Origin of the sequence: Burkholderia sp. AU16741 (genome assembly GCF_002223345.1) — a bacterium.
GTDB classification, from domain to species: Bacteria; Pseudomonadota; Gammaproteobacteria; order Burkholderiales; family Burkholderiaceae; genus Burkholderia; species Burkholderia sola.
Genome location: NZ_NKEZ01000003.1, coordinates 1,691,679 through 1,716,282, shown reverse-complemented (window position 1 = coordinate 1,716,282; position 24,604 = coordinate 1,691,679). Strand labels below are relative to the sequence as shown.

The 24,604-nt window shown below is 68.2% G+C and carries 23 protein-coding genes; 11 read left to right on the top strand and 12 right to left on the bottom strand.

All coding sequences use genetic code 11. The annotated features are described in order from the left end of the window. The first annotated feature begins 86 nt into the window (after nt 1-86). Both CFB89_RS10375 and CFB89_RS10370 read left to right on the top strand, forming a co-directional pair. Entirely contained in the window at nt 87-992 is a 906-nt protein-coding gene (locus CFB89_RS10375; protein ID WP_059510889.1) for a LysR family transcriptional regulator, read from the top strand. A 159-nt stretch (nt 993-1,151) separates the two neighbouring features. Continuing rightward, entirely contained in the window at nt 1,152-1,586 is a 435-nt protein-coding gene (locus tag CFB89_RS10370; protein ID WP_011549516.1) for a universal stress protein, read from the top strand. 211 nt (nt 1,587-1,797) lie between these two features. Here CFB89_RS10370 and aceA read toward each other — a convergent pair whose 3' ends face one another. From aceA to CFB89_RS10355, 3 genes are all read right to left on the bottom strand, one after another. Further along, on the bottom strand, nt 1,798-3,105 hold the full coding sequence (gene aceA, locus CFB89_RS10365; protein ID WP_089467751.1) for an isocitrate lyase: 1,308 nt from the start codon (nt 3,103-3,105) through the stop codon (nt 1,798-1,800). Between the two features lie 393 nt (nt 3,106-3,498). Then, nucleotides 3,499-5,055: a DEAD/DEAH box helicase gene (locus tag CFB89_RS10360; protein ID WP_089467750.1), complete on the bottom strand. Its 1,557-nt coding sequence runs from the start codon at nt 5,053-5,055 to the stop codon at nt 3,499-3,501. A 356-nt stretch (nt 5,056-5,411) separates the two neighbouring features. Then, nucleotides 5,412-5,681, bottom strand: a complete 270-nt coding sequence (locus CFB89_RS10355) for an acyl-CoA-binding protein (RefSeq protein ID WP_006478462.1) — start codon at nt 5,679-5,681, stop codon at nt 5,412-5,414. A gap of 147 nt (nt 5,682-5,828) precedes the next feature. Between CFB89_RS10355 and tsaB the strand changes: the two genes are divergently transcribed. Genes tsaB through CFB89_RS10335 form a run of 4 tightly spaced genes read left to right on the top strand, consistent with a single transcriptional unit; the run spans nt 5,829 to nt 9,073 of the window. Continuing rightward, nucleotides 5,829-6,596, top strand: coding sequence for a tRNA (adenosine(37)-N6)-threonylcarbamoyltransferase complex dimerization subunit type 1 TsaB (gene tsaB, locus CFB89_RS10350; protein ID WP_089467749.1), 768 nt, complete (start codon nt 5,829-5,831; stop codon nt 6,594-6,596). Continuing rightward, nucleotides 6,593-7,093 (top strand): ribosomal protein S18-alanine N-acetyltransferase, encoded by a 501-nt coding sequence (gene rimI / locus CFB89_RS10345; RefSeq protein WP_069617686.1) that lies wholly within the window; start codon nt 6,593-6,595, stop codon nt 7,091-7,093. The genes tsaB and rimI overlap by 4 nt, the downstream gene beginning before the upstream one ends. Next, nucleotides 7,080-8,111 carry a uracil-DNA glycosylase gene (locus CFB89_RS10340; RefSeq protein WP_089467983.1) on the top strand — a complete coding sequence of 344 codons (1,032 nt, stop codon included), beginning with the start codon at nt 7,080-7,082 and terminating at the stop codon, nt 8,109-8,111. Before rimI ends, CFB89_RS10340 begins: the two co-directional genes overlap by 14 nt. After that, entirely contained in the window at nt 8,108-9,073 is a 966-nt protein-coding gene (locus tag CFB89_RS10335; RefSeq protein ID WP_089467748.1) for a DUF1853 family protein, read from the top strand. Before CFB89_RS10340 ends, CFB89_RS10335 begins: the two co-directional genes overlap by 4 nt. Nucleotides 9,074-9,091: 18 nt before the next feature. Here the strand turns inward: CFB89_RS10335 and thiD are convergent, their stop codons facing one another. Then, nucleotides 9,092-9,901: a bifunctional hydroxymethylpyrimidine kinase/phosphomethylpyrimidine kinase gene (gene thiD / locus CFB89_RS10330; protein ID WP_089467747.1), complete on the bottom strand. Its 810-nt coding sequence runs from the start codon at nt 9,899-9,901 to the stop codon at nt 9,092-9,094. Nucleotides 9,902-9,959: 58 nt separating this feature from the next. Then, nucleotides 9,960-11,267 (bottom strand): lysophospholipid transporter LplT, encoded by a 1,308-nt coding sequence (lplT, locus tag CFB89_RS10325; protein ID WP_089467746.1) that lies wholly within the window; start codon nt 11,265-11,267, stop codon nt 9,960-9,962. A 218-nt stretch (nt 11,268-11,485) separates the two neighbouring features. Here lplT and alr point away from each other — a divergent pair, with 218 nt between their 5' ends. The 3 genes from alr to CFB89_RS10310 all read left to right on the top strand — a co-directional run bounded on the left by alr (nt 11,486) and on the right by CFB89_RS10310 (nt 14,359). Next, complete coding sequence (gene alr, locus CFB89_RS10320) at nt 11,486-12,556, top strand: alanine racemase (protein WP_089467745.1); 1,071 nt, start codon at nt 11,486-11,488, stop codon at nt 12,554-12,556. 11 nt (nt 12,557-12,567) lie between these two features. Beyond that, nucleotides 12,568-13,944: a DNA repair protein RadA gene (radA, locus tag CFB89_RS10315; protein ID WP_050012918.1), complete on the top strand. Its 1,377-nt coding sequence runs from the start codon at nt 12,568-12,570 to the stop codon at nt 13,942-13,944. 148 nt (nt 13,945-14,092) lie between these two features. Beyond that, nucleotides 14,093-14,359, top strand: coding sequence for a DUF2866 domain-containing protein (locus tag CFB89_RS10310; RefSeq protein ID WP_050012917.1), 267 nt, complete (start codon nt 14,093-14,095; stop codon nt 14,357-14,359). Between the two features lie 196 nt (nt 14,360-14,555). Here the strand turns inward: CFB89_RS10310 and CFB89_RS10305 are convergent, their stop codons facing one another. After that, on the bottom strand, nt 14,556-16,487 hold the full coding sequence (locus CFB89_RS10305; RefSeq protein WP_089467744.1) for an ATP-binding cassette domain-containing protein: 1,932 nt from the start codon (nt 16,485-16,487) through the stop codon (nt 14,556-14,558). 135 nt (nt 16,488-16,622) lie between these two features. Here CFB89_RS10305 and CFB89_RS10300 point away from each other — a divergent pair, with 135 nt between their 5' ends. Beyond that, nucleotides 16,623-17,102: a glutathione peroxidase gene (locus CFB89_RS10300; RefSeq protein ID WP_089467743.1), complete on the top strand. Its 480-nt coding sequence runs from the start codon at nt 16,623-16,625 to the stop codon at nt 17,100-17,102. A gap of 63 nt (nt 17,103-17,165) precedes the next feature. On the opposite strand, the gene cls is transcribed toward CFB89_RS10300, so the two are convergent. The 6 genes from cls to dapC all read right to left on the bottom strand — a co-directional run bounded on the left by cls (nt 17,166) and on the right by dapC (nt 23,373). Further along, on the bottom strand, nt 17,166-18,605 hold the full coding sequence (gene cls, locus CFB89_RS10295; RefSeq protein ID WP_089467742.1) for a cardiolipin synthase: 1,440 nt from the start codon (nt 18,603-18,605) through the stop codon (nt 17,166-17,168). Between the two features lie 130 nt (nt 18,606-18,735). Beyond that, entirely contained in the window at nt 18,736-19,644 is a 909-nt protein-coding gene (gene prmB / locus CFB89_RS10290) for a 50S ribosomal protein L3 N(5)-glutamine methyltransferase (RefSeq protein ID WP_089467741.1), read from the bottom strand. An 11-nt stretch (nt 19,645-19,655) separates the two neighbouring features. Next, nucleotides 19,656-20,795, bottom strand: coding sequence for a succinyl-diaminopimelate desuccinylase (dapE, locus tag CFB89_RS10285; RefSeq protein WP_089467740.1), 1,140 nt, complete (start codon nt 20,793-20,795; stop codon nt 19,656-19,658). Between the two features lie 89 nt (nt 20,796-20,884). Then, nucleotides 20,885-21,253, bottom strand: coding sequence for an ArsC family reductase (locus CFB89_RS10280; RefSeq protein ID WP_006478478.1), 369 nt, complete (start codon nt 21,251-21,253; stop codon nt 20,885-20,887). Then, complete coding sequence (gene dapD, locus CFB89_RS10275; protein ID WP_006478479.1) at nt 21,253-22,080, bottom strand: 2,3,4,5-tetrahydropyridine-2,6-dicarboxylate N-succinyltransferase; 828 nt, start codon at nt 22,078-22,080, stop codon at nt 21,253-21,255. The genes CFB89_RS10280 and dapD overlap by 1 nt, the downstream gene beginning before the upstream one ends. 45 nt (nt 22,081-22,125) lie before the next feature. Beyond that, on the bottom strand, nt 22,126-23,373 hold the full coding sequence (gene dapC, locus CFB89_RS10270; protein ID WP_089467739.1) for a succinyldiaminopimelate transaminase: 1,248 nt from the start codon (nt 23,371-23,373) through the stop codon (nt 22,126-22,128). A gap of 158 nt (nt 23,374-23,531) precedes the next feature. Between dapC and CFB89_RS10265 the strand changes: the two genes are divergently transcribed. After that, nucleotides 23,532-24,473, top strand: coding sequence for a DMT family transporter (locus tag CFB89_RS10265; RefSeq protein WP_089467738.1), 942 nt, complete (start codon nt 23,532-23,534; stop codon nt 24,471-24,473). The last annotated feature ends 131 nt before the right edge of the window (nt 24,474-24,604 follow it).

The window sequence follows — 24,604 nt, the reverse complement described above, 5'->3', positions numbered from 1 at the left end:
CATCACTTGATCTTTTACTTTCCTATACCTAATCTGAGCGGCTCAAGCTATTTGAAGGGCGGCGATGTCGTCCTCCCGAGTGATTCATGGACCGGTTCAAACAGATCGAAACGTTCGCCGCGGTCGCGGCCAAGGGCAGCCTGTCGGCGGCCGCGCACGCGGAAGGCGTCGCGCCGGCGATCATCGGCCGCCGCCTCGACGCGCTCGAGGAGCGGCTCGGCGTGAAGCTCCTGGTGCGCACGACGCGCAAGCTCACGCTGACGTTCGAGGGGTCGGCGTTCCTCGAGGATTGCCAGCGCATCATCAACGACATGCAGAATGCGGAAGCGAGCGTGTCCGCCGGCGGCGTCAAGGCGAGCGGCCATCTGCGGATATCCGCGCCGGCCGGCTTCGGCCGGCGGCACGTCGCGCCGCTCGTGCCCGAATTCAGCGGCGCGCATCCGGACGTGTCGGTCACGCTCGACCTGTCCGACCGGATGGTCGACCTCGTCAACGAAGGGTTCGATTGCGCGGTGCGGCTCGGCGAGCTGCCCGACTCGTCGCTCGTGTCGCTGAAGCTCGGCGAGAACCGCCGCGTGTGCGTCGCGTCGCCCGCGTATCTCGCGCGGCGCGGCACGCCGGCCACGCTCGCGGAACTGGCGCGGCACAACTGCCTCGCGCTCGCGGCGAACGCGAACCAGCAGCGCGGCTGGGCGTTCCAGGAGGACGACAAGGTCGTGTCGATCCGCGTGAACGGCACGATGGAATGCTCGGACGGCGCGGTGCTGCACGAATGGTGCCTCGCCGGCCACGGGCTCGCGTGGCGCTCGTGGTGGGAAGTCGGCGAGGACATCGCGGCCGGCCGGCTCGTCAGCGTGCTCGACGCGTTCGCCGCGCCGCCGATCGGCATTCATGCGGTGTTTCCGCAGCGCCGGCATCTGCCGCTGCGCGTGCGGCTGTTTCTCGATTACCTGAAGCACACGTACGAGCGGCCCGGCTATTGGGGCGAGTAGGCGCCGCGCGCCCGCGTGTTTCCGATATGAGGGCGAACCCGCTGGCGGTGCGGCTTGCGCGGTTTCGCACACTACAATCGTAAGAGGCATGCGCGCGGTGTCGCGGCCGGCTCGGCCGGAGCCGGGGCGCGCGGCGTGCGACTGACGAAGGAGGGCGCGATGTTCCGGCACATCCTCGTTCCAACCGACGGTTCCGAACTGTCGCAAAAGGCGATCGACGGCGCGATCGACCTGGCTCGCGCGGTCGGCGCGCGCGTGACGGCCTACGCGTGCCTGCCGCAATATCCGTACTCGCCGTTTTCCGAAGTGATCATCGAGCCGCCCGCCGATTTCCGCGCGCGCAGCGAGCGCGAAGCGCGGGCGCATCTCGACGAGGTGGAAGCGGCGGCGAAGGCGGCCGGCGTGGCGTGCGACACGTGGACGAGCGTGCATCCGTCGCCGTATCTCGGCATCATCGAGGCGGCCGAACGCGGCGGGTGCGACGTGATCTTCATGGCGTCCCACGGACGCCGCGGGCTCGGCAGCCTGCTGATCGGCAGCGAGACGCAGCGCGTGCTGACCCATACGAAAATTCCGGTGATCGTCTATCGGTAGTGCAGCGCCGGCCGTGGCGGGGCGGGCTGCGCGTCGGAAAAAGGGCGCGCCGGACCAAGCCGGCGCGCAGCGTTGCTGGCGGCCCGCAGGCCGCGCGGCGGGTCCCGCGATCGGACTCGCGTGCCTGCCGTCTCCTCCCTGATTGTCGTTCCGGTGGCCGATGCCGCGGCGTCGCGAGACGCGGCGGCCATTGGCGTCACGCCTTGCCGTGTTACGCGACCTTCTTGCCGTCGAAGAACTGTTCGTCCTCGGTCGAGCCGTGCAGCGCGGTCGTCGATGCTTCGCGTTCGACCGTCTGCGTCACCGCGTCGAAGTAGCCGGTGCCGACCTCGCGCTGGTGCTTGACGGCCGTGAAGCCCTTGTCGGCCGCCGCGAACTCGGCTTGCTGCAGTTCGACGAACGCGCTCATCTGCGTGCGGGCGTAACCGTGCGCGAGGTTGAACATCGAGTAGTTCAGTGCATGGAAGCCGGCCAGCGTGATGAACTGGAACTTGTAGCCCATCGCGCCGAGTTCCTTCTGAAACTTCGCGATCGTCGCGTCGTCGAGGTTCTTCTTCCAGTTGAACGACGGCGAGCAGTTGTACGACAGCAGCTTGCCCGGGAACTGCTTGTGGATCGCTTCCGCGAACTTCTTCGCGTACTCGAGATCGGGCTTGCCCGTTTCGCACCAGATCAGGTCCGCGTACGGTGCGTACGCGAGGCCGCGCGAGATCGCCTGCTCGAGGCCCGGCTTCGTGCGGAAGAAGCCTTCCACCGTGCGCTCGCCCGTGAGGAACGGCTTGTCGTTGTCATCGACGTCGGACGTGATCAGGTCGGCCGCTTCCGCGTCGGTGCGCGCGACCAGCACGGTCGGCGTGCCCATCACGTCGGCCGCGAGACGCGCGGCCGACAGCTTCGCGACCGCTTCGCGTGTCGGCACGAGCACCTTGCCGCCCATGTGGCCGCACTTCTTCACCGATGCGAGCTGATCTTCGAAGTGAACGCCCGACGCGCCGGCCTCGATCATCGCCTTCATCAGCTCGAACGCGTTGAGCACGCCGCCGAAGCCGGCTTCCGCATCGGCGACGATCGGGGCGAAGAAATCGACGTAGCCTTCGTCGCCCGGGTTCTTGCCTTCCGACCACTGGATCTGGTCGGCGCGCGTGAGCGTGTTGTTGATGCGCTTGACGACGAGCGGCACTGAGTTCGCCGGGTACAGCGACTGGTCAGGGTACATTTCGCCCGCGACGTTCGCATCGCCGGCCACTTGCCAGCCGGACAGGTAGATGGCCTTCAGGCCGGCCTTCACCTGCTGCATCGCCTGGTTGCCGGTCAGCGCGCCGAGTGCATTGACGAACGGCTCGTTGTTGATGAGGCTCCACAGTTTTTCCGCGCCGCGCTTGGCCAGCGTGTGCTCGATCGGGATCGAGCCGCGCAGGCGGACCACGTCCTCAGCCAAGTAGCTGCGCTTGATGCCCTTCCAGCGCGGATCGGTTTCCCATTGCTGCTGCAGTTCCTGTGCTTGTTGCTGACGCGACATGATGAGCTCCTTGATGCGATGTATGCGTGACGGCCAAATCCGGCGGTGACGATGCGGTTCGCGAGGCGGGGAAGCGATGCGTTCCGGTTCGCGAAGTCTTGTATAAGAGTCTAGGCAAATCGGCGGGAGCGAAACAGGGGCTGGCTCGGGAAGTGCGGAATTTTTTAATTGTTGTTAATCAATGGGTTGCCTGCGCAATTTCGAGATAAGAAATGCGCTTTCCCATCCCGCAATCGCGCGGGTTGTGCCGTGCAGCATGATTTTTTACGACGCAAAAAAATTTCCCGCATCGTGAAATTGGCGGCGAGGCAAAAAAACCGGCGCGGATGCGCCGGTTGACTGAATGGGCGAGGTGCCCATCCGCAGGGCGGCCGTAAGACCGCCCGTGCGTGCTTACGATGCCGAATTGCTACGGCGCGGGCCGCCGCTGCGTTGGCCGTCGCGACGCGGGCCGCCATCGCGGCTGCCGCCCGGCTTGCCGCTCCAGCCGCCGCCATTGCCGCCGCCGTAGCTGCGACCGTTGCCGCTGCCGCCGCCGTTGCCGCCATAACCGCCGCCCGGTTTGCCGCCGAAACGACGACCGCCGTTACCGCCGCCCGGGCGGCCGCGGCCGCCCGGGCCGCCGTTACGCGGGGGCGCCTTGCGGGGCTCGAAACCTTCGATCACGTTGACCGGCAGCGGCGCGCGCACGAAGCGCTCGATGCGCTTGAGCGCGCCTTGCTCGGCGTGGTGCACGAGGCTCACCGCGGTGCCCGAACGGCCCGCGCGGCCGGTACGGCCGATACGGTGCACGTAGTCTTCCGCGAACTTCGGCAGGTCGTAGTTGAACACGTGCGTGATGCCCGGGATGTCGATGCCGCGTGCCGCGACGTCGGTCGCCACCAGCACGCGCACGCGGCGCTCGCGCAGCGCACGGATCGTGCGGTTGCGCGCGCCCTGCGGCAGGTCGCCGTGCAGCGCGGCCGATTCGAAGCCTGCGTCGGCGAGACGGCCGGCGAGCTGGTCGGCGTCGATCTTGGTCGCCGTGAAGATGATCGCCTGGTCGAGCGCGTCGTCGCGCAGCAGGTGATCGAGCAGGCGATCCTTGTGATCGCGGTCGTCGACGTAGTGAACCGTCTGCGCGATGTTCGCGCGCGACTCGAGGCGCTGCTGGATCTCGATGCGTTCCGGATCCTTCAGCAGGCGGCTCGTCAGCGAACCGATCTTGCCGTCGAGCGTGGCCGAGAACAGCATCGTCTGGCGCGATTCCGGCGTGGCGGCGACGATCGTTTCGATGTCGTCGATGAAGCCCATGTCGAGCATGCGGTCGGCTTCGTCGAGCACGAGCATCTTCAGTTCGGACAGGTCGATGCGGCCGCGCTCGAGGTGGTCGAGCAGGCGGCCCGGCGTGGCGACCAGGATTTCCGGGTTCTTCGCGAGCAGCATCAGCTGCTGGCCGTAGGCGACGCCGCCGAGGATGCTGACCGTGCGCAGGCGCTTCAGGTGCTTGCCGTACGTCGAGGCGGCCGTCGTGACCTGCATCGCGAGTTCACGGGTCGGCGTCAGCACGAGCAGGCCCGGGCGCGCGACGGGTTGCGGGCGGCGCGCGCGGCGGTCGCCCTGGTTCGGGTCGCGCGGCGCGCGCGGCTGTTGCGCCTGCGTCTTCTGGAGCTGCGCGAAACGTTCGATCGCGGGCAGCATGAATGCGGCGGTCTTGCCCGAACCGGTCGGGCTCGACACCAGCAGGTCGCGGCCGGCGATGCCGGCCGGAATCGCGCGCTGCTGGACCGGCGTCGGCTTCACGTAGCCGGCGGCCTGCAGCGCGGAGACGATCTCCGGCGACAACCCGAGCGACGCGAAGCTCGGCTCGTCCGACGCAGGTTCGACCGCGGCCGGTGCGGCGGCGTCGTCGAGACCGAGCGCCTGGTCGGCGATCGCGTTGAGCGGGCTGGAGTTGATGCTCGAAGTCATAACAATCCTTGAAACACAGTGGGTGAAACGTCGGCGCCAATCGCGCATACCCAAGTCGTCGGATTCAGCGAGCAAATCGGGAAACGGGTGCAATCCGCCGAACCGTCGGCGGATGAGGCATTAGAAGCTGTTTTGGGTGCGGCGCGCTTCAGGAGCGGGGCCGCCAGCCTAGTTGACGACCGCAAGGGTCGAAGCAGGAGGGGACAGGTTCTAAACCGGATTGGAGCTTAACGCTACGAGGCGTCGGGCCGGAACGGCTTCGAGCCGAGCGCGGGAGATGACGCAGGCAGCATTATAAAGAAATTTGCTGCGCTGCGCCACTGATTTGATTGCCTATTGCGATGACGGCGATCCGGTCAGGACGCCGTGCCGTTTTTCAGCGATTCGACGAGTTCGATGTACTGCTGCTTCGCCGCATCCTGCGACGTGCCCTTCAGGGCTTCCCACGCATCGTACTTGTACTTGCCGACGATGTCGGTGAAGCCGGGCTTGTCGCCGTGCGCATCGCCGTCGGTCGCCTGCTTGAAGAGCGCGTACAGGCGCAGCAGGGTCAGGTTGCCCGGCCGTTCCGTCAGCTGCTTGACGTCGATCTGGGCCTGGTCGAATTGGGCGGTGAGTTCGCTCATCGGGTGTCTCCGTAAGGGTTTCAGGTCGGCCGATCTTAACAAGCGGACCGTCGCGCCGGGTCGAGCGATCCTTCCAAACCGGCGCCGGCGCCGCACATGCGCACAGATCGGGCCCGATCGCCCGTGGGAGCGGGACGGCGCATTACAATGTCGGCCATGACGCAAACAGTGCTCCTCGCCATCGATACGTCGACCGAATACTGCTCGGTCGCGCTGCTGCGCTCGGCTCCGGCCGATGACGCCGTTTCCACTCCGCAAACCTGGGTCCGTCACGAGCTGACGGGCGCCGTGTCGAGCACGCGCGTGCTGCCGGCGATCCAGGAACTCTTCGCCGAATCCGGGCTGACGCTCGCCGACTGCGACGCGATCGCGTTCGGCGCGGGCCCCGGCTCGTTCACCGGCCTGCGTACCGCGACGGGCGTTACCCAGGGCCTCGCGTTCGGGGGCGGGTTGCCGGTCGTGCCGATCGGCACGCTGCTCGCGTGCGCCGAACATGCACGGCTGCGCGCGCCCGGCACGACCCGCGTGCTCGCCGCGCTCGACGCGCGAATGGACGAAGCCTACTGGGCGGATTTCGAATGGGACGACGGCGCCGGCGACTGGCGCACGCTGCATCCGGCGTCGCTCGACGCACCGGGCGCCGTCGGCGTGCCCGATGCGCCGTTTACGCTCGCCGGCAATGCAGCCGAGGCGTTCGGCGCGCAATTGCCGGCCGCCGCGCGGGCGGCCGCGATCGACGGCGATGCGCTGCCGCATGCGCTGGCGGTCGCGCATGCCGCGCTGCGGGCGTTCCGCGCCGGGCGTGCGGTGCCGGCCGATCAGGCCGCGCCGGAATACGTGCGCGACAAAGTCGCGCAGACCACGGCCGAGCGCCTCGCCGCACGGGCCGCGCAGACAGGCGGGGCGAAGGGATGACGGGCGTGCTGCTGAGCGACCGCTATCTGGCGCCGATGACGGACGCCGATCTCGACGAGGTCGTCGCGATCGAGCAGGTCGCGTACGAATTCCCGTGGAGCCGTGGCAATTTCGAGGATTCGCTGCGCAACGGCTATCTGGGCGTGTGCCTGCGGCACGTGACGGGCTCGCTCGTCGGCTATTGCGTGCTGATGCCCGTGATCGACGAGATGCATCTGCTGAACCTGTGTGTCGCGCCGGCCGCGCAGCATGCGGGCGCGGGCCTCGCGCTGCTGCGCGAGGCGGTGCGCATTTCGCGCGCGGAACGGCTCGATGGCGTGCTGCTCGAGGTGCGGCCGTCCAATCCGCGCGCGATTCATCTGTACGAGCGCTTCGGCTTCGTGACGATCGGCCGGCGCAAGAACTACTATCCGGCGAAGCATCGCAGCCGGGAAGACGCGATCGTGATGCGTCTGACGTTGAACAAGGACGAGGGGGATGCGCATGGCGTGGGCTGAATCGGCGCTCGAGGAACTGGGCCTCGCGCAGATCTGGGTGCGGCGCGGGCAGCGCGCGGACGAAGGCGCGGCAGCCGACGCGCCTGCCGTCGCGCAAACCGCCGCGACGGTTGACGGTTCGGCCGTCGCGGCCGATCGGCCGGTGCGTGCCGCGCGTGCACCGGCGCAGGACGATGCGCCGACGACCGTCGCGCGTGGCGCCGCTGGCGTTTCGGCCGCTCGCGAGTCGCGGGTGTCGGCGCACGGTGTCGACGAGGATGCTCGCCCGCCTGCGCAAGCTGCGTCGGCCGCATCGCCCGATACGATGCCGCCGAAGGATGATGCGCCGCCTGCAGCGGACGACGATTTCGCCTGGTTCGACGCGGCGCCGCCGGGCGAATCCGTGCCCGTGCCGCTCACCGAATCGCGCCCCGCCGGCACGCCGGTCGCCGCGCTCGACTGGGATGCGCTGGCCGCGCGCGTGGCCGACTGCACGCTGTGCCGTCTGTGCGAGAAGCGGACCAACACCGTGTTCGGCGTCGGCGACCGCGAAGCGGACTGGATGCTGATTGGCGAAGCGCCGGGCGAGAACGAGGACAAGCAGGGCGAGCCGTTCGTCGGCCAGGCCGGCAAGCTGCTCGACAACATGCTGCAGTCGCTATCGCTCAAGCGCGGCGACAACGTGTATATCGCCAACGTGATCAAGTGCCGCCCGCCCGGCAACCGCAACCCGGAGCCGGACGAAGTCGCGCGCTGCGAGCCGTATCTGCAGCGCCAGGTCGCGCTCGTGAAGCCGAAGCTGATCGTCGCGCTCGGCCGTTTCGCCGCGCAGACGCTGCTGAAGACGGACGCGAGCATCGCGTCGCTGCGCGGCCGCGCGCATGCGTACGAGGGCGTGCCGGTGATCGTCACCTACCACCCGGCATACCTGTTGCGCAGCCTTCAGGACAAGTCGAAGGCGTGGGCCGACCTGTGCCTCGCGCGCGACACGTTCCAGCGTGCGCAAGGCGGCGACGCGAACGGCCCGACCGGGTCATGACGACCGGCGCGGCGTGCGCGTTCGTCGATACGCTGCATGACGTCGCGGTGCGCGATCTGGGCTGGCTGCTGGCCAGCCCGAGCCTGCTCACCGCGGTGCCGGGCGCGCCGCTCGCGCGCCCGTGGCCGGATGCGGCGGGCCAGGCGGCCGTCGAAGCGTGGCTTGCCGCGCTCGATGCGCAGCCCGGGCCGCTGCATCGTGCGCTCGACGGGTTTCGGCCCACCCGGCTCGGTCGCTACGCCGAATGCCTGCTCGAGTATTTCCTGACCCACGGGCCGTCGCTGCGGCTCGTCGCGGCCAATCTCCCGTTGCGCAGCAACGGCCGCACGCTCGGCGAAGTCGATTTTCTCGTCGATGCGCCGGACGGCCGGCGCTTGCACTGGGAACTGGCGGTGAAATGCTATCTGTGCGCGCCGGTTCGCGACGGCGCATCGCTCGCCGACTTCGTCGGCCCCAATCTTGTCGACCGGTTCGACCGCAAGCGCAGCCGGCTGCTCGACCATCAGTTGCGGCTCGGCGAACACGACGGCTTTGCCCGGCTCGGCTACGGCGCGCCGTCCGACGCGCAGATGTTCATCAAGGGCTGGCTGTTCCATCCGCACGGCGCGCCGGTGCCGCCGGTGTCCGCCGAAATTGCGCCGGATCATCCGCGCGGTTTCTGGCTGACGCACGCGCAGTGGCCGGCGTGGGCGGCCGCGCAGCGTGACGGCGTCGCATGGAGCGTGTTGCCGCGGCTGGCTTGGCTGGCGCCGCGACGTGCCGCCGCCGGTACGGGGTTCGAGCCCGAGCCGCTGGCGAGCGCACGGGAACTGCCGCCCGTGCTGGCGACGCGCCAGGCGCCCGATCTGATCGCGATCCATGAAAAGGGTAGTGACGGCACGTGGCGCGAGACGGCGCGCGGGTTCGTCGTGCCCGACGACTGGCCGGCGCGCGCACAGGCGTTCGCCGCGCAGGATCATTGACGCCGCGTCAGCGGCCGCTCACCACCAGCGATGAAAGTGATGGACCGGGCCGACGCCGTGACCGACGTCGAGGTGGCCGCTCGCGGCGATGGCGCCGGTCAGGTAGGTTTTTGCTTCGCGTACCGCGCTTTCCAGGTCGGGCTGCTGCGGCAGCAGCGCGGCGATCGCCGACGACAGCGTGCAGCCGGTGCCGTGCGTGTTGCTGACCGGCACGCGCGTGCCGTCGAGCCGCACGGTGCGGGCCGCTTCGACGAGCCAGTCGGGGCTCGCGGACGCATCGGGCAGGTGGCCGCCCTTCATCAGCACGGCGCGCGCGCCCGTTTGCAGCAACGCCTGGCCTTGCCGGACCATGTCGTCTTCGGTGGCGGCGGGCGCATCGTTCAGCAGCGCGGCCGCTTCGGGCAGGTTCGGCGTGACGACCGTCGCGAGCGGCAGCAGCGTGTCGCGCAGCGCGTCGACGGCATCGGGCGCGAGCAGCGCGTGCGAACTTTTCGAGATCATCACCGTGTCGAGCACGACGAAGCGCGGCGCGTAACGGCGCAGCGCATCGGCGACCGCCCGCACGATCGGCGCGTTCGCGAGCATCCCGATCTTGACCGCATCGATGCGGATGTCGTCGAACACCGCGTCGAGCTGCGCGGTCACGAAGGCGGCGTCCGGCGCATGCACGCCCGTCACGCCGCGCGTGTTCTGCGCGGTCAGCGCGGTGATCACGCTCGCGCCATACGCGCCGAGCGCGGAAAACGTCTTCAGGTCGGCCTGGATGCCTGCACCGCCGCCCGAATCGGAGCCGGCGATCGTCAGGATGTTGGGTATCGGGTGCGTCATGAGGGCAACGCGCCGGTTCGAGGACCGGCGCCGGCGGACGAAAACCGGAAGTGTAGCGTCAGTGCCGCGATTCGCCGATCAGCGCGACCGAGTCGAACTGACGCTGGTTCGCCTGGTGGCGCCGCATCACGAGCCACATCGTCAGGCAGACGAACGTGCCGAACAGCACGATCACGACGCCGACCGGCACGTCGAGCCAGACGAGCACCGCATACAGGCACAGCATCACGAGCACCGACAGGTTCTCGTTGAAGTTCTGCACGGCGATCGAATGGCCGGCCGACAGCAGCACGTGGCCGCGATGCTGCAGCAGCGCGTTCATCGGCACGACGAAGTAGCCGGACAGCGCGCCGACGCCGATCAGGAAGATGTACGCGACGATCAGGTAGAACGGCAGGCGCAGATGGCCGAAATGCAAGGCCCAGTGCGGCGGGAACAGGTCGCGCGTGTAGAACGCCATCAGCATCACCGCGATGCCCATGATGATGCCGACGGGCAGCACGGTCAGCGACTTCTTCAGCGGAATCCGGGCGGCGGCGGCAATCGCCCCCCCCGCGACGCCGACCGCGACCACGGCCTGCAGGATCGCGCCTTCGGACAGCGACATGTTGAGCGACACCTCGGCCCACTTCAGCACGATGAACTGCAGCGTCGCGCCCGCCCCCCAGAACAGGGTCGTGACCGCGAGCGAAATCTGGCCGAGCTTGTCGCGCCAGAGCACCATGAAGCAGTCGGCGAAATCGGTGAGCAGCTTGACCGGGCCGCGTTCCTGCTTCGGATAGCGGGCGCCGGTATCGGGAATCCGCAGGTTGAAGATCGCGGCGACCACGTAGATCGCCATGATGATCGCCATCGCGGCTTCGGCGGGCGTGCCGATCCAGGCGGGCGTGTGCGCGATCACGTGCGCCGCGATGTGCGGGCTGATCAGCGCGCCGCCGAGCACGGTGCCGAGGATGATCGAGCTGACGGTCGTGCCTTCGATCCAGCCGTTCGCGGCGACGAGCCGGTCGGCCGGCAGCAACTCGGTGAGAATCCCGTATTTGGCGGGCGAGTAGGCCGCCGCGCCGAACCCGACGATCCCGTACGCGATCAGCGGGTGGGCGCCGAACAGCATGATCAGGCAGCCGACCACCTTGATCGAGTTGGTGATGAACATCACGCGGCCCTTCGGACGCGAATCCGCGAACGCGCCGACATACGCCGCCAACACCACATACGACAACACGAAGAACAGCTTCAGCAGCGGTGTCATCCAGTTGGGGGCGTGGAGGTCTTTCAGCAGGGCGATGGCGGCGATGAGAAGCGCATTGTCGGCCAGCGACGAGAAAAACTGCGCGGCCATGATGGTGTAAAAACCTTTTTTCATCTGATGCGATGCTTTCGTCGCTGCGGCAGGGCCGCGTAGGCCGCCTGGTATGCGATCGGCTTATTCCGTTCGAAATGGGTTGTGCGCACGGCTTTATAACATGAAAATACGCGAATTCGGACTAGCAAGATTCCCCGATCGTTCCGCAAATTGTCGGCTTCGGTGCTCAAAAGGCGCGGTAAGCTGATGATTCGCAAGCGTCTTTACGTAAATTTCCCATGCCGCGCCCGATCTCCGCCACCATCCACACCGCCGCTCTCGCGAACAATCTCTCCGTCGTCCGCCGCTTTGCCGGCCCGTCCAAGGTCTGGGCGGTCGTCAAGGCCAACGCGTACGGCCACGGTCTCGCCCGCGCGTTTCCGGGCCTGCGCGGCACCGACGGCTTCGGCCTGCTCGACCTCGACGAGGCCGTGAAGCTGCGCGAGCTCGGCTGGGCCGGCCCGATCCTGCTGCTCGAAGGCTTCTTCCGCTCGACCGACATCGACGTGATCGACCGCTACAGCCTGACCACGACCGTCCACAACGACGAGCAGATGCGGATGCTGGAAACGGCGCGGCTGTCGAAACCCGTGAACGTGCAGCTCAAGATGAACAGCGGGATGAACCGGCTCGGTTACATGCCGGAAAAATACCGTGCCGCGTGGGAGCGCGCCCGCGCGTGCCCCGGCATCGGCCAGATCACGTTGATGACCCATTTTTCGGACGCGGACAACGAGCGCGGCGTCGCCGAGCAGCTCGCGACGTTCGAGCGCGGCGCGGAAAGCATCGCCGGCGCGCGCAGTCTCGCGAATTCGGCGGCCGTGCTGTGGCATCCGGATACGCACTTCGACTGGGTGCGGCCGGGGATCGTGCTGTATGGGGCGTCACCGTCCGGGCTGTCGTCCGATATCGCCGACACGGGGTTGAAGCCCGCGATGACGCTCTCGTCCGAACTGATCGCGGTGCAGACGATCGGGAAGGGTCAGGCGATCGGCTATGGCTCGACGTTTTCGACGCAGGTGCCGATGCGGATCGGCGTCGTCGCGTGCGGCTACGCGGACGGCTATCCGCGCGTGGCGCCGGAAGGCACGCCCGTGATCGTCGACGGCATCCGCACGCGGATCGTCGGTCGCGTGTCGATGGACATGATCACCGTCGACCTGACGCCGTGCCCGCAGGCCGGCGTCGGCGCGCGGGTCGAGCTGTGGGGCAATGCGCTGCCGATCGACGACGTCGCGCGCCATTGCGGGACGATCGGCTATGAGCTGATGTGCGCGGTCGCAGCCCGCGTGCCGGTGCGAGCGGAATAAGGGCGTCGCGCGTGGCCAAACAGAAAACCGTTTATGTCTGCAGCGAGTGCGGCGGACAGACCCCGAAGTGGCAGGGCCAGTGCCCGTCGTGCCAGGCGTGGAACACCCTCGTCGAATCGGTCGCCGAGTCGCCGGCCGCCCATCGGTTCCAGTCGCTCGCGAAGCGGGCGCCGGTCCAGCGTCTCGCCGACATCGAGGCCGCCGACGTTCCGCGCTTCTCGACCGGCATCGGCGAATTCGACCGCGTGCTGGGCGGCGGGCTGGTGCCCGGCGGCGTCGTGCTGATCGGCGGCGACCCGGGCATCGGCAAGTCGACGCTGCTGCTGCAGTCGCTCGCGGATATCGCGAACGAGCGGCGTGCGCTCTATATCAGCGGCGAGGAGTCGGCCGCGCAAATCGCGTTGCGCGCGCAACGGCTCGCGCTGCTCGACGGCGGCGCGCCGGCGGCCGAACTGAAGCTGCTCGCCGAGATCCAGCTCGAGAAGATCCAGGCCGCGATCGACGCGGAGCGGCCGGACGTGGCCGTCATCGACTCGATCCAGACCGTCTATTCCGAAGCGCTGACGTCGGCGCCGGGGTCGGTCGCGCAGGTGCGCGAGTGCGCGGCGCAGCTCACGCGCATCGCGAAACAGTCGGGCACCGCGATCATCATGGTCGGGCACGTGACGAAGGAGGGCAACCTGGCCGGCCCGCGCGTGCTCGAGCACATCGTCGACACGGTGCTGTACTTCGAGGGCGACACGCATTCGTCGTTTCGGCTCGTGCGCGCGTTCAAGAACCGCTTCGGCGCGGTCAACGAACTCGGCGTGTTCGCGATGACCGAGCGCGGGCTGCGCGGGGTGGCCAATCCGTCCGCGCTGTTCCTGTCGCAGCACGAGCAGGTCGTGCCGGGTTCGTGCGTGCTCGTCACGCAGGAAGGCACGCGGCCGCTGCTCGTCGAAATCCAGGCGCTCGTCGATACGGCGCACGTGCCGAACCCGCGCCGGCTCGCGGTTGGCCTCGAGCAGAACCGGCTCGCGATGCTGCTCGCGGTGCTGCATCGCCACGCGGGCATCGCGGCCTTCGACCAGGACGTGTTCCTGAACGCGGTGGGCGGCGTGAAGATCACCGAGCCGGCCGCCGACCTCGCGGTGCTGCTCGCGATTCACTCGTCGATGCGCAACAAGGCGCTGCCGAAGGGGCTGATCGTGTTCGGCGAGGTGGGGCTGGCGGGCGAGATCCGGCCGTCGCCGCGTGGGCAGGAACGGCTGCGCGAGGCGGCGAAGCTCGGCTTCACGTCCGCGCTGATCCCGAAGGCGAATGCGCCGAAACAACCGATCGAAGGGCTGAACGTGATGGCCGTCGAGCGGCTCGAGCAGGCGATCGACCGCGTGCGCGATCTTGAATGAGCGGCCCGGCGCGCGCACGGTTCGCGCGTCGCCGGGCGATCTGTCGCGTAATTCGTTGTAAAGAATATGTAGGCTGCTGTAACCCGCCGGACATCGCTTTTCCCTATCCTTTGCCGGATTGTCGAACCGCGCAATGCGAAGGGAACCTATGTTGAAATCGTATGGGGAAGCGCCGGGCGGACGCCTTTACAACCTGCGCGGCTGCCGTGTGTCGGAGCCGATTCGCCAGCCGTGGGGCGGCGGATGCCGGATCGTCGAATGGATCGACGAAGAAGGGCGCCTGGCGCGCAAGGTCGTGTCCGAGGACGTGACCGAAGCGGAAGTCGCCGCGGCGATCCGTCGGCCGACCGAAGGGCGCCGGTACCTGATGGACGACGACGAGCAGATGCCGCGCGATACGCTGCCGCGTCGCTGAGCGGAGGGTGCGGCGGGCATACGGGCCGGCCGACGCAGCCACGTCGAACGCAGCCGTGACAACGAGGCCGGGCCAGGGCGCCCGGCCTCGTCGTTTCCGGGGCCGGCGCGGCCGGGCGGGTTCGTGGGGCGTCGACGCGCCGACACGCTGGGCCGCCGATGACGCGCTCGCCGCCTGACGGCGCCGGCGGCCGCGTTCAGCCGATCTGCTCGAGTTCTTCCTGCACGGCGAGCCAGTCGGCCTCGACCGTATCGAGCCGGGTCGTGACCTCGCCGAGTTTGCGGATCGCGTCGGTCAGTTCCGTCTTGCGCGCGGCTTCATAGCTCGCCGGATCGGCGACGAACGCGTCGAGGCGCGCCTTCTCCGCGTGCAGCGTTTCCATTTCCTTTTCCAGCTTCGTGATGCGGTTCTGCAGCGGCTTCTTCAACTGGGACAGCCGCTGGCGTTCCTCGGCCGCCTGGCGCTTCTGGTCCTTGCGGTTGACGCCCGGATCGGCGCCCGCGGCGGCCGCGCTGTCGGCTTTCGCGGCCGCGCGCTGCTCGGCCGCATGCTGCAGCAGCCAGTCGCGGTAGTCGTCGAGGTCGCCGTCGAACGGCTGCAGCCGGTGCTTCGCGACCAGCATGAACTGGTCGGTCGTCGCGCGCAGCAGGTGGCGGTCGTGCGACACGAGGATCAGCGTGCCTTCGAATTGCGCGAGCGCCATCGTCAGCGCATGGCGCGTTTCGAGGTCGAGGTGGTTCGTCGGTTCGTCGAGCAGCAGCAGGTTCGGCTTCTGCCAGATGATCAGCGCCAGCGCGAGACGCGCTTTTTCGCCGCCCGAGAACGGCCCGACCGGGCTGGTCGCCATGTCGCCGGAGAAATTGAAGCCGCCGAGGAAGTCGCGCAACTCCTGTTCGCGCGTGTCGGGCGCGAGCCGCGCGAGGTGCGCGAGCGGCGAATCGTCTTCGCGCAGCGTTTCGAGCTGGTGCTGCGCGAAATAGCCGATCGTCAGCCCCTTGCCGTCTCGGACGTGCCCCGACAGCGGCGCGAGCGTGCCGGCCAGCGTCTTGATCAGCGTCGACTTGCCCTGGCCGTTCGCGCCGAGCAGGCCGATGCGCTGGCCGTTCTGGATCGACAGCGCGACGCGCTCGACGATCGGGATGTCCGTTCCGTCGTCGGCATGGTAGCCGCAGCGGACGTCCTCCATCACCATCATCGGGTTCGGCGCGGCATCGGGCGTGCGGAACTCGAACGTGAACGGCGACGCGATGTGCGCGGGCGCGATCAGTTCCATCTTCTCGAGCGCCTTCATCCGGCTTTGCGCCTGCTTGGCCTTGGTCGCCTTGGCCTTGAAGCGGTCGACGAAGCTCTGCAGGTGCTCGATCGTCTTCTGCTGCTTTTCGTATGCGCTTTGCTGCAGCGCCAGTTGCTGCGCGCGCAGCACTTCGAACTGCGAGTAGTTGCCGCCGTAGCGCTTCACCTGGCGGTTTTCCAGATGCAGCGTGACGTTGCAGATCGAATCGAGGAATTCGCGATCGTGCGAAATCACGACGAGCGTGCCGGGGTAGCGGTGCAGCCAGTCTTCGAGCCAGACGATCGCGTCGAGGTCGAGGTGGTTCGTCGGTTCGTCGAGCAGCAGCAGGTCGGAGCGGCACATCAGCGCCTGCGCGAGGTTCAGGCGCATGCGCCAGCCGCCGGAGAAGCTCGCGACGGATTCGCGCGTTTGAGCGAGCGTGAAGCCGAGGCCGAGCAGCAGCGCTTCGGCGCGGGCCGGCGCGGTGTAGCCGTCGGCATCGGCGAAGGCCGCGTGCGCGTCGGCTTCGGCCGCGCCGTCATGCGCGGCCGAAGCGGCGGCGATGCGGGTCTCGATCTCGCGCAGCGCGGTATCGCCGTCGAGCGTGTAGTCGAGCGCGGAACGATCGACCGCGGGCGTTTCCTGCGACACGTGGGCGATCCGCCACGACGGCGGCATCGAGAAATCGCCTCCGTCGGAATGCAGCTCGCCGCGCAGGACGGAAAACAGCGTCGACTTGCCGGCGCCGTTCGCGCCGATCAGGCCGGCTTTCTCGCCGGGATTGAGCACGAACGAGGTCGACTCGAACAGCGGCTTGGTGCCGCGCGCAAGGCTGAACTGATTGAAACGGATCACGGCGGAAATGACTGGCCAAAACCGCTATTCTAGACCGCGCGCCGGTCCCGCCGGGCATCGGCCGTTCGGCGGATGCCGCAACGGCGCAATTTCGCCTAGACTCCACGTCGATCGGTTTCGTAAAAGGAGTGCCCGATGTCCACCCTGTATTCGTTCAGCGCAGAGACGCTCGCCGGTGCGCCGGTATCGCTCGACGCGTATCGCGGCAAGGTGCTGCTGATCGTCAATACCGCGAGCGAGTGCGGTTTCACGCCGCAGTACGCGGGGCTGCAGAAGCTGTACGACCAGTACGCGGCGCGCGGCTTCTTCGTGCTCGGCTTCCCGTGCAACCAGTTCGGCAAGCAGGAGCCGGGCGACGCCGAGCAGATCGGTGCGTTCTGCGAACGCAACTACGGCGTCACGTTCCCGATGTTCGCGAAGATCGACGTAAAGGGCGACCACGCGCATCCGCTGTACCGCTACCTGACCGACGAGGCGCCCGGCATTCTCGGCCTCAAGGCGATCAAGTGGAATTTCACGAAATTCCTGATCGACCGCGAAGGGCGCATCGTCAAGCGCTACGCGCCGTCCACCAAGCCCGAGGAAATCGCCGCAGACATCGACAAGCTGCTGTGACGGCGCCGCGCCGCGTGCGCAGCGCCGGTGCGAATCGTGCGGGCGCGTCGGTCGGCGCGGCCGTTACAGGATCGGCGCGAACAGCCGCGCGACGTGCATCGCGATGCGCCGCCAGGCGGGCGACTGCCGGTATTCGTCCGCGTCGACCTCGTACGCCTGCGCGAAGTCGGCGTCGAGCATCGTCTCGACCTCGTCGGCGAATGCCGGGTCGACGGTCAGCACCATGACCTCGAAATTGAGGCGAAACGAGCGGTTGTCGAGATTCGCGCTGCCGATCGCCGCCGCGACGCGATCGATCAAAACGACCTTCTGGTGCAGGAAACCGGGTCGGTAGCGGAACACCTTCACGCCTGCATCGACGAGGTCGCGCGCGTAAAGTTTCGACGCCTCGAACACGACGTAGTGGTCGCGCCGGCTCGGGATCAGGATGCGCACGTCGACGCCGCGCATCACGGCGAGCTTCAGCGCGGACACAACGGCTTCGTCGGGCACGAGGTACGGCGTGGTGATCCAGACCCGCTCGCGGGCGGCGTTTATCGATTCGACGAAGAACAGCGAGCCGGTCTCCTGCTTGTCGGCCGGCCCCATCGGCACCGCGAGGCAGTGCATGCCGTCGCCGGGCTGCGCGGGCGGCGGCAGCGCGATGGGCGGCAGCTTCTGCGTCGCCCAGTGCCAGTCTTCGGCGAACACGTACTGAATGCTCGCCACCACGGGGCCGCGTATCTCGATGTGGGTGTCCCGCCATGGCGACAGGCGCGGATTCGCGCCGAGATATTCGACGCCGACGTTATGGCCGCCGACGAACGCCCGATTGCCGTCGACGACGACGATCTTGCGATGGTTGCGGAAGTTCAGCTGGAAGCGGTTGACGAATTTCCGGTTGGTCGCGAACGGATGAACCTCGACACCGCCCCGGCGCAATGCGTGGACGTAGCTGTGGGGCAGGTCGAAGCTGCCGATGCTGTCGTACAGCACGCAGCAGCGTACGCCGGCGGCCACGCGCGCGAGCAGCGAGTCGCGCAGCATCCGGCCGAGCGTATCGTCGCGCACGATGAAGAACTGGACGAGCACGTAGTCGCGCGCGGCGTCGATCGCCGACAGGATGGCCGAGAACGTCGCGTCGCCGTTTACGAGCGTGCGCACCGAATTGCCGCCGAGGAACGGCATGCCGCCGAGCCGCGTGAGCGCGAGCACGGCAGCCTGGCCCAGCGCGTCGGCGGCCGGCCCGTCGGTCGCGTCGGTCGCGCGCCACGGCGAGCGCGGTGTGTGCGTGCGCAACATTTCGAGCTCGTGGCGCCGGGCGTCGACGTAGCCTGAGAATTTGCTGCGGCCGAGGAACAGGTATGGAACGAGCGTCAGGTACGGCATGGCCGTGAGCGAGACGGCCCACGCGATCGCGCCTTGCGACGTGCGCGTGTTCATGATTGCGTGGCATGCCGCGACGATCCCGAGCACGTGGATGGTCAGGATCAGGGTGCCGAGATGTAGCCAGTCGAGGGTCATGGGCGCTTAAAGGACTCCTGCGGGACGCCCGAAGGGGCTCCCGAAGTCGTGCGGCCGGGCGGCCGCCTACGCGCATCTTACCCAACCGTGCGGCGCAATGGTGCGGCGCACGGCGGGCCGGCCGGAACGCTCAGCCCTTGCGGGGCAGGTCCGACGCCTGGATCAGGAACACGGCGTCGTCTCCCGCGCTGGTGGGCAGCCACGTGAGCTCGAGGCCGCCGAACGCCGCTTCGACGTGCTCGCGCTCGTTGCCGATCTCGACGACGAGCACGCCGTCGTCATGCAGCCAGCGGTGCGCTTCGGCGACGATGCGTCGCACGATGTCCATCCCGTCGTCGCCGCCGGCGAGCGCCATCTCCGGCTCGTGCCGGTATTCGGGCGGCAGCGCGGCCATCGACGCGGCGTTCACGTACGGCGGGTTCGTCAGGATCACGTCGTAGCGCGAGTCGGGATCGGTGCGGAACGCGGGCAGCGGCGCGTAGAGGTCGCCGTGGTGCAGGCCGATGCGGTCTTCGAGGCCGTAGTCGCGCACGTTGATTGCCGCGACTTCGAGCGCCTTGTCCGACAGGTCGACCGCGTCGATCTCGGCGTTCGGGAACGCGCTCGCCGCAAGGATCGCGAGGCAGCCGGAGCCGGTGCACAGTTCGAGCACCGCGCCGACCTGCTCGGGGTCGGCGACATACGGCTGCAGCCCGTCGTCGAGCAGTTCGCCGATGAACGAGCGCGGCACGATCACGCGTTCGTCGACGTAGAAGCGGTGGCCGTGCATCCACGCTTCATGCGTGAGATACGCGGCCGGCACGCGGTCGGCCGCGCGTCGTTCGATCACCGCGAGCACGGCCGCGATCTCGTCGGGCAAGAGGCGTGCGTCGAGGAACGGCTCGAGCGTGTCGAGCGGCAGGTCGAGCGTATGCAGCACGAGGTAGGCCGCTTCGTCGTAGGCGTTGTCGGAACCGTGGCCGAACGCGAGTTTCGCTTTCGAGAAGCGCGTGACCGCGTAGCGCAGCAGGTCGCGGACTGTGGCAAAAGGTGTCGTCATGCGAGGCTCCGTCAGGCGATCAGTTGTTCGAGCACGCGTCGGTACACGTTCTTCAGCGGGTCGACGAAGCGCACTTCGATGTGCTCGTCGATCTTGTGGATGCTGCCGTTCGGCGGCCCGAACTCGATCACCTGCGGGCAGATGCGCGCGATGAAGCGGCCGTCCGACGTGCCGCCCGTCGTCGACAGTTCGGTCGTGATGCCGGTCTCGGTGCGGATCGCGTTTTCCAGCGCGCCCGACAGCTCGCCGCGCGGCGTAAGGAACGGCAGGCCGCTCACCGACCACTTCAGCGTGTATTCGAGGCCGTGCTTGTCGAGAATCGCGTGCACGCGGGCCTGCAGGCCTTCGACGGTGCTCGCGGTCGAGAAGCGGAAGTTGAACAGCAGGTCGGCGTGGCCGGGGATCACGTTGGTCGCGCCGGTGCCGGCGTGCAGGTTCGACACCTGCCAGGTGGTCGGCGGGAAGTATTCGTTGCCGGCGTCCCATTGCTCGGCGGCGAGCTCGGCGAGCGCCGGTGCGAGCAGGTGGATCGGGTTCTTCGCGAGGTGCGGATAGGCGATGTGGCCTTGCACACCCTTGACGACCAGTTCGCCGGACATCGACCCGCGGCGGCCGTTCTTGACGACGTCGCCGAGCTCGGCCGTCGACGTCGGCTCGCCGACGATGCAGTAGTCGAGCCGCTCGCCGCGTGCCTGCAGCAGTTCGACGACCTTCACGGTGCCGTCGGTGGCCGGGCCTTCCTCGTCGCTCGTGATCAGGAACGCGATCGCGCCGCGGTGGTCGGGATGGGCCGCCACGAATTCCTCGGACGCGACGACGAACGCCGCAAGCGACGTCTTCATGTCGGCCGCGCCGCGGCCGTACAGCTTGCCGTCGCGATGGGCGGGGACGAACGGCGGTGAGGTCCACTGTTCGAGCGGCCCGGTCGGCACGACGTCGGTGTGGCCCGCGAACGCGAGCAGCTTGCCGTCGCGGCCGTCGATGCCGCGCTTGACGGCCCACAGGTTGGTCACGCCGTGCGACGCGATGGTCTCGCATTCGAAGCCGAGCGCGGCGAGGCGCTCGGTCATGATCTGCTGGCAGTGCTGGTCGTCGGGCGTCACGGACGCGCGGGCGATCAGCTGTTCGGTAAGGGCTAGGGTGGCGGACATGGTTCGGACCACTTTCGATAAAAAATGCCGGCGCGGTGGCCGGCAGCGACAGGGCGCGGGCTACGCCCGCAGGCGCGGCGCGGGCGGCCCTATGCGGCAAACAGCGCCGCGTATTGATCGGCCACGAAGCCGAGCGATTTCACGCGGCCGTTGACGACGAGCACGGGGCGCTTGATGACCGACGGCTTGTGGATCATCAGCGCGACCGCGCCGGTCTTCGTTTCGGCGGCCGCCTTCATCGCGTCGTCCAGGCCGCGCCACGTGGTGCCGCGCTTGTTCACGAGCGCGTCGAGCGACACGTCCTTCAGCCAGTCTTCGATCAGCGGCGCGCTCACGCCGAGCTTCTTGAAATCGTGGAATTCGAACTCGACGCCGTGATCGTCGAGCCACACGCGGGCCTTCTTCACGGTGTCGCAGTTCGGAATGCCGTAGACGACCACGGTGTGCGGCTTCGCCATCAGTCGCCTCGCAGCAGCTCGTTCAGGCCGACCTTCGCACGCGTCTTCGCGTCGACCTTCTTGACGATCACCGCGCAGTACAGGCTGTGCGAGCCGTCCTTCGACGGCAGGTTGCCGGCGACGACGACCGAGCCGGCCGGGATGCGGCCGTAGCTGACTTCGCCCGTCTCGCGATCGTAGATCTTGGTGCTCTGGCCGAGGTACACGCCCATCGAGATCACCGAGTTTTCCTCGACGATCACGCCTTCGACGACTTCCGAGCGAGCGCCGATGAAGCAGTTGTCCTCGATGATGACCGGGTTCGCCTGCAGCGGCTCGAGCACGCCGCCGATGCCGACGCCGCCCGACAGGTGCACGTTCTTGCCGATCTGCGCGCACGAGCCGACCGTCGCCCACGTGTCGACCATCGTGCCTTCGTCGACGTACGCGCCGATGTTGGTGTACGACGGCATCAGCACGACGTTCTTCGCGATGAACGAGCCGCGGCGCGCGATGGCCGGCGGCACGACGCGGAAGCCGCCCGCGGCGAAGTCTTCGGCCGTGTAGTTCGCGAACTTCGACGGCACCTTGTCGTAGAACTGCGAGTAGCCGCCGGCCGGCATCGGCGCGTTGTCCTCCAGGCGGAACGACAGCAGCACGGCCTTCTTCAGCCATTGGTGGACCGTCCAGTTGCCGTCGATTTTCTCGGCGACGCGCAGCGCACCCTTGTCGAGTTGCTCGATCGCGTGAGCGACGGCCTCGCGGACGTCGGCGGGCGCGGCTTTCGGCGACAGCTCGGCGCGGTTTTCCCAGGCGGTATCGATGATTTGCTGAAGTTGTTGCGACATGTTCGTTTTCGCAGGAGATGGATGGAATTGATCGGGATGGACGTCTTACCGCGCGAGAGCGCGGCAGAAATCGACGATGCGTTGCGCGCCCTCGACGCATTCGGGGGTGCCCGCGACGAGCGCGATCCGGATGAAATCGCGGCCCGGGTTCGTGCCATGCGCATCGCGCGCGAGGTACGAGCCGGGCAGAACCGTCACATTATAGTCGGCGTACAGGCGACGGGCGAACTCGGTGTCCGACAGACCGGTGCGCGCGACGTTGGCCCACAGGTAGAACGCGGCGTCGGGCAGCTTCACGTCGATCACGTCGGCGAGCATCGGCGTGACCGTATTGAACTTCTGCAGGTACAGCGCGCGGTTCTCGCGCACGTGCGCCTCGTCGTTCCACGCGGCGATGCTCGCGTGCTGCCAGACCGGCGACAGCGCGGCGCCGTGGTACGTGCGGTACAGCAGAAATTTCTTGAGCAGCGCGGCGTCGCCGGCGACGAAGCCCGAGCGCATGCCCGGCACGTTCGAGCGCTTCGACAGGCTGGAGAGCATCACGAGCCGCTCGAAGCCGCGGCCGAGGCGGTGCGCGGCCTCGAGGCCGCCGAGCGGCGGCGCCGCTTCGTCGAAATAGATTTCCGAATAGCACTCGTCGGATGCGATCACGAAACCGTGGCGGTCGGACAGCGCGAACAGCTCGCGCCAGTCGTCGAGCGTCAGCACGGCGCCCGTCGGGTTGCCGGGCGAGCACACGTACAGCAACTGCGTGCGCGCCCACACTTCATCGGGCACGGCCGCGTAGTCGCACGCGAAGTTGCGGGCCGGGTCGCTGTTCGCGAAATAGGGTTCGGCACCGGCCAGCAGCGCCGCGCCTTCGTAAATTTGATAGAAGGGATTCGGACAGAGTACGATCGCCTTCTTGCCGTCGGCACCAGGGCGCGCGTCGATCACCGTCTGCGCGAGCGAGAACAGCGCCTCGCGCGAGCCCGACACCGGCAGCACCTGCGTGGCCGCATCGATCGCCGGCAGCCCGTAGCGGCGTTCGAGCCAGCGCGCGATCGACGTGCGCAGCGCGTCCGAGCCGGCGGTGGCCGGATACGACGCGAGGCCGTCGAGCGCGGCCACCACGGCGTCGCGGATCAGCGCCGGCGTCGCGTGTTTGGGCTCGCCGATGCCGAAGCTGATCGGTTTCAGGTTGCCGGAAGGCGTACCGGCACCGGGCGTCACGTCCTTGAACAGGGCGCGCAGCTTTTCGAAGGGATAGGGCTGGAGCGAGTCGAGTCGAGGGTTCACGGGCGAAGCGGCCATCGCGGCCGGTTGGAGCGAAAGAAGCGGCGGGCGCGCCGCGCGGCTGCGAGCGGGCGCCGGGGCGCGCGGCTCGCAACGGACGATTATAGCGTGACGGAATGCGGTCACGGCCTGCCGGAGCGGCGGCCGGGCCGCTCGGATAAAGGGTATCGAATCAAATGAACAACGCGGTACGCGGCAGCCTGCCGACGCTGGCCATCCTGATCGGCGCGTCGGTATGGGGCCTGATCTGGTATCCGCTGCGGATCCTTGCGTCGCTCGGCGTGACGGGCACGCTGGCCAGCGCGCTGACGAGCCTCGTCGCGTTCCTGTTCGTGATCGTCGCGCGCCACCGCACGATTGCAACGCTGCGCTGGCACTGGGTGCTGCCGGCCATCGCGGCGACGGCCGGCGTGACGAACCTCGGGTTCGTCTGGGGCACGATCCATGGCGAGGTGCTGCGCGTGATGCTGCTGTTCTACCTGACGCCGGCCTGGACCGCGATCTACGCGCACTTCCTGCTGCGCGAGCGGCTGACCTGGGCCGGCGCCGGGCTCGCCGCGCTGTCGATTGGCGGCGCGATGCTGATGCTGTGGTCGCCGTCGCTCGGCTTGCCGCTGCCGGCCAACCCGGCCGAATGGGCCGGCCTCGCGGCCGGGCTGAGCTTCGCGATGAGCAACGTGCTGGTGATCAAGGCGAGCCGCGAGCTGCCCGACATGCGCGCCGAAATGCGCACCGCGACGCTGTTCGGCGGCGCGGCCGTGTTCGGCGCGATCGCGTCGCTGTTCGAGGGGCTGCCGGCCGCGCCGGCGAGCGGCCAGCTGGGCGTGGCCGCGCTGATCATCGCGGCGATCGGCGTGACGATGGCGTCGAACAACCTGCTCGTCCAGTACGGCCTCGCACGCGTGCCGGCGAACCGCGCGTCGATCATCATGCTGTTCGAGATCGTGATCACCGCGCTGTCCGCGTGGGTGTTCGCGAACGAGCTGCCGAGCGCGCGCGAGTGGGCGGGCGGCGCGTGCATCGTGCTGGCGACGCTGCTGTCGAGCCGGGTCCATCGTGCCGCGCCGGCACCGGATAAACCCGGCGACGGTCGGGACGGCGCACGCGCGATGGTATGATGGAAGCCGTTTGCGGGGCCCAACGCTGGATGCGCGCGGCCCCGTTTTTGAATTCCGGGGCGCGTCGCGCGCAGGGGCTTCGCGGCCCCGCTCCGCACGGCCCCGTCCGTTTCACACCTTCTTCACATCCG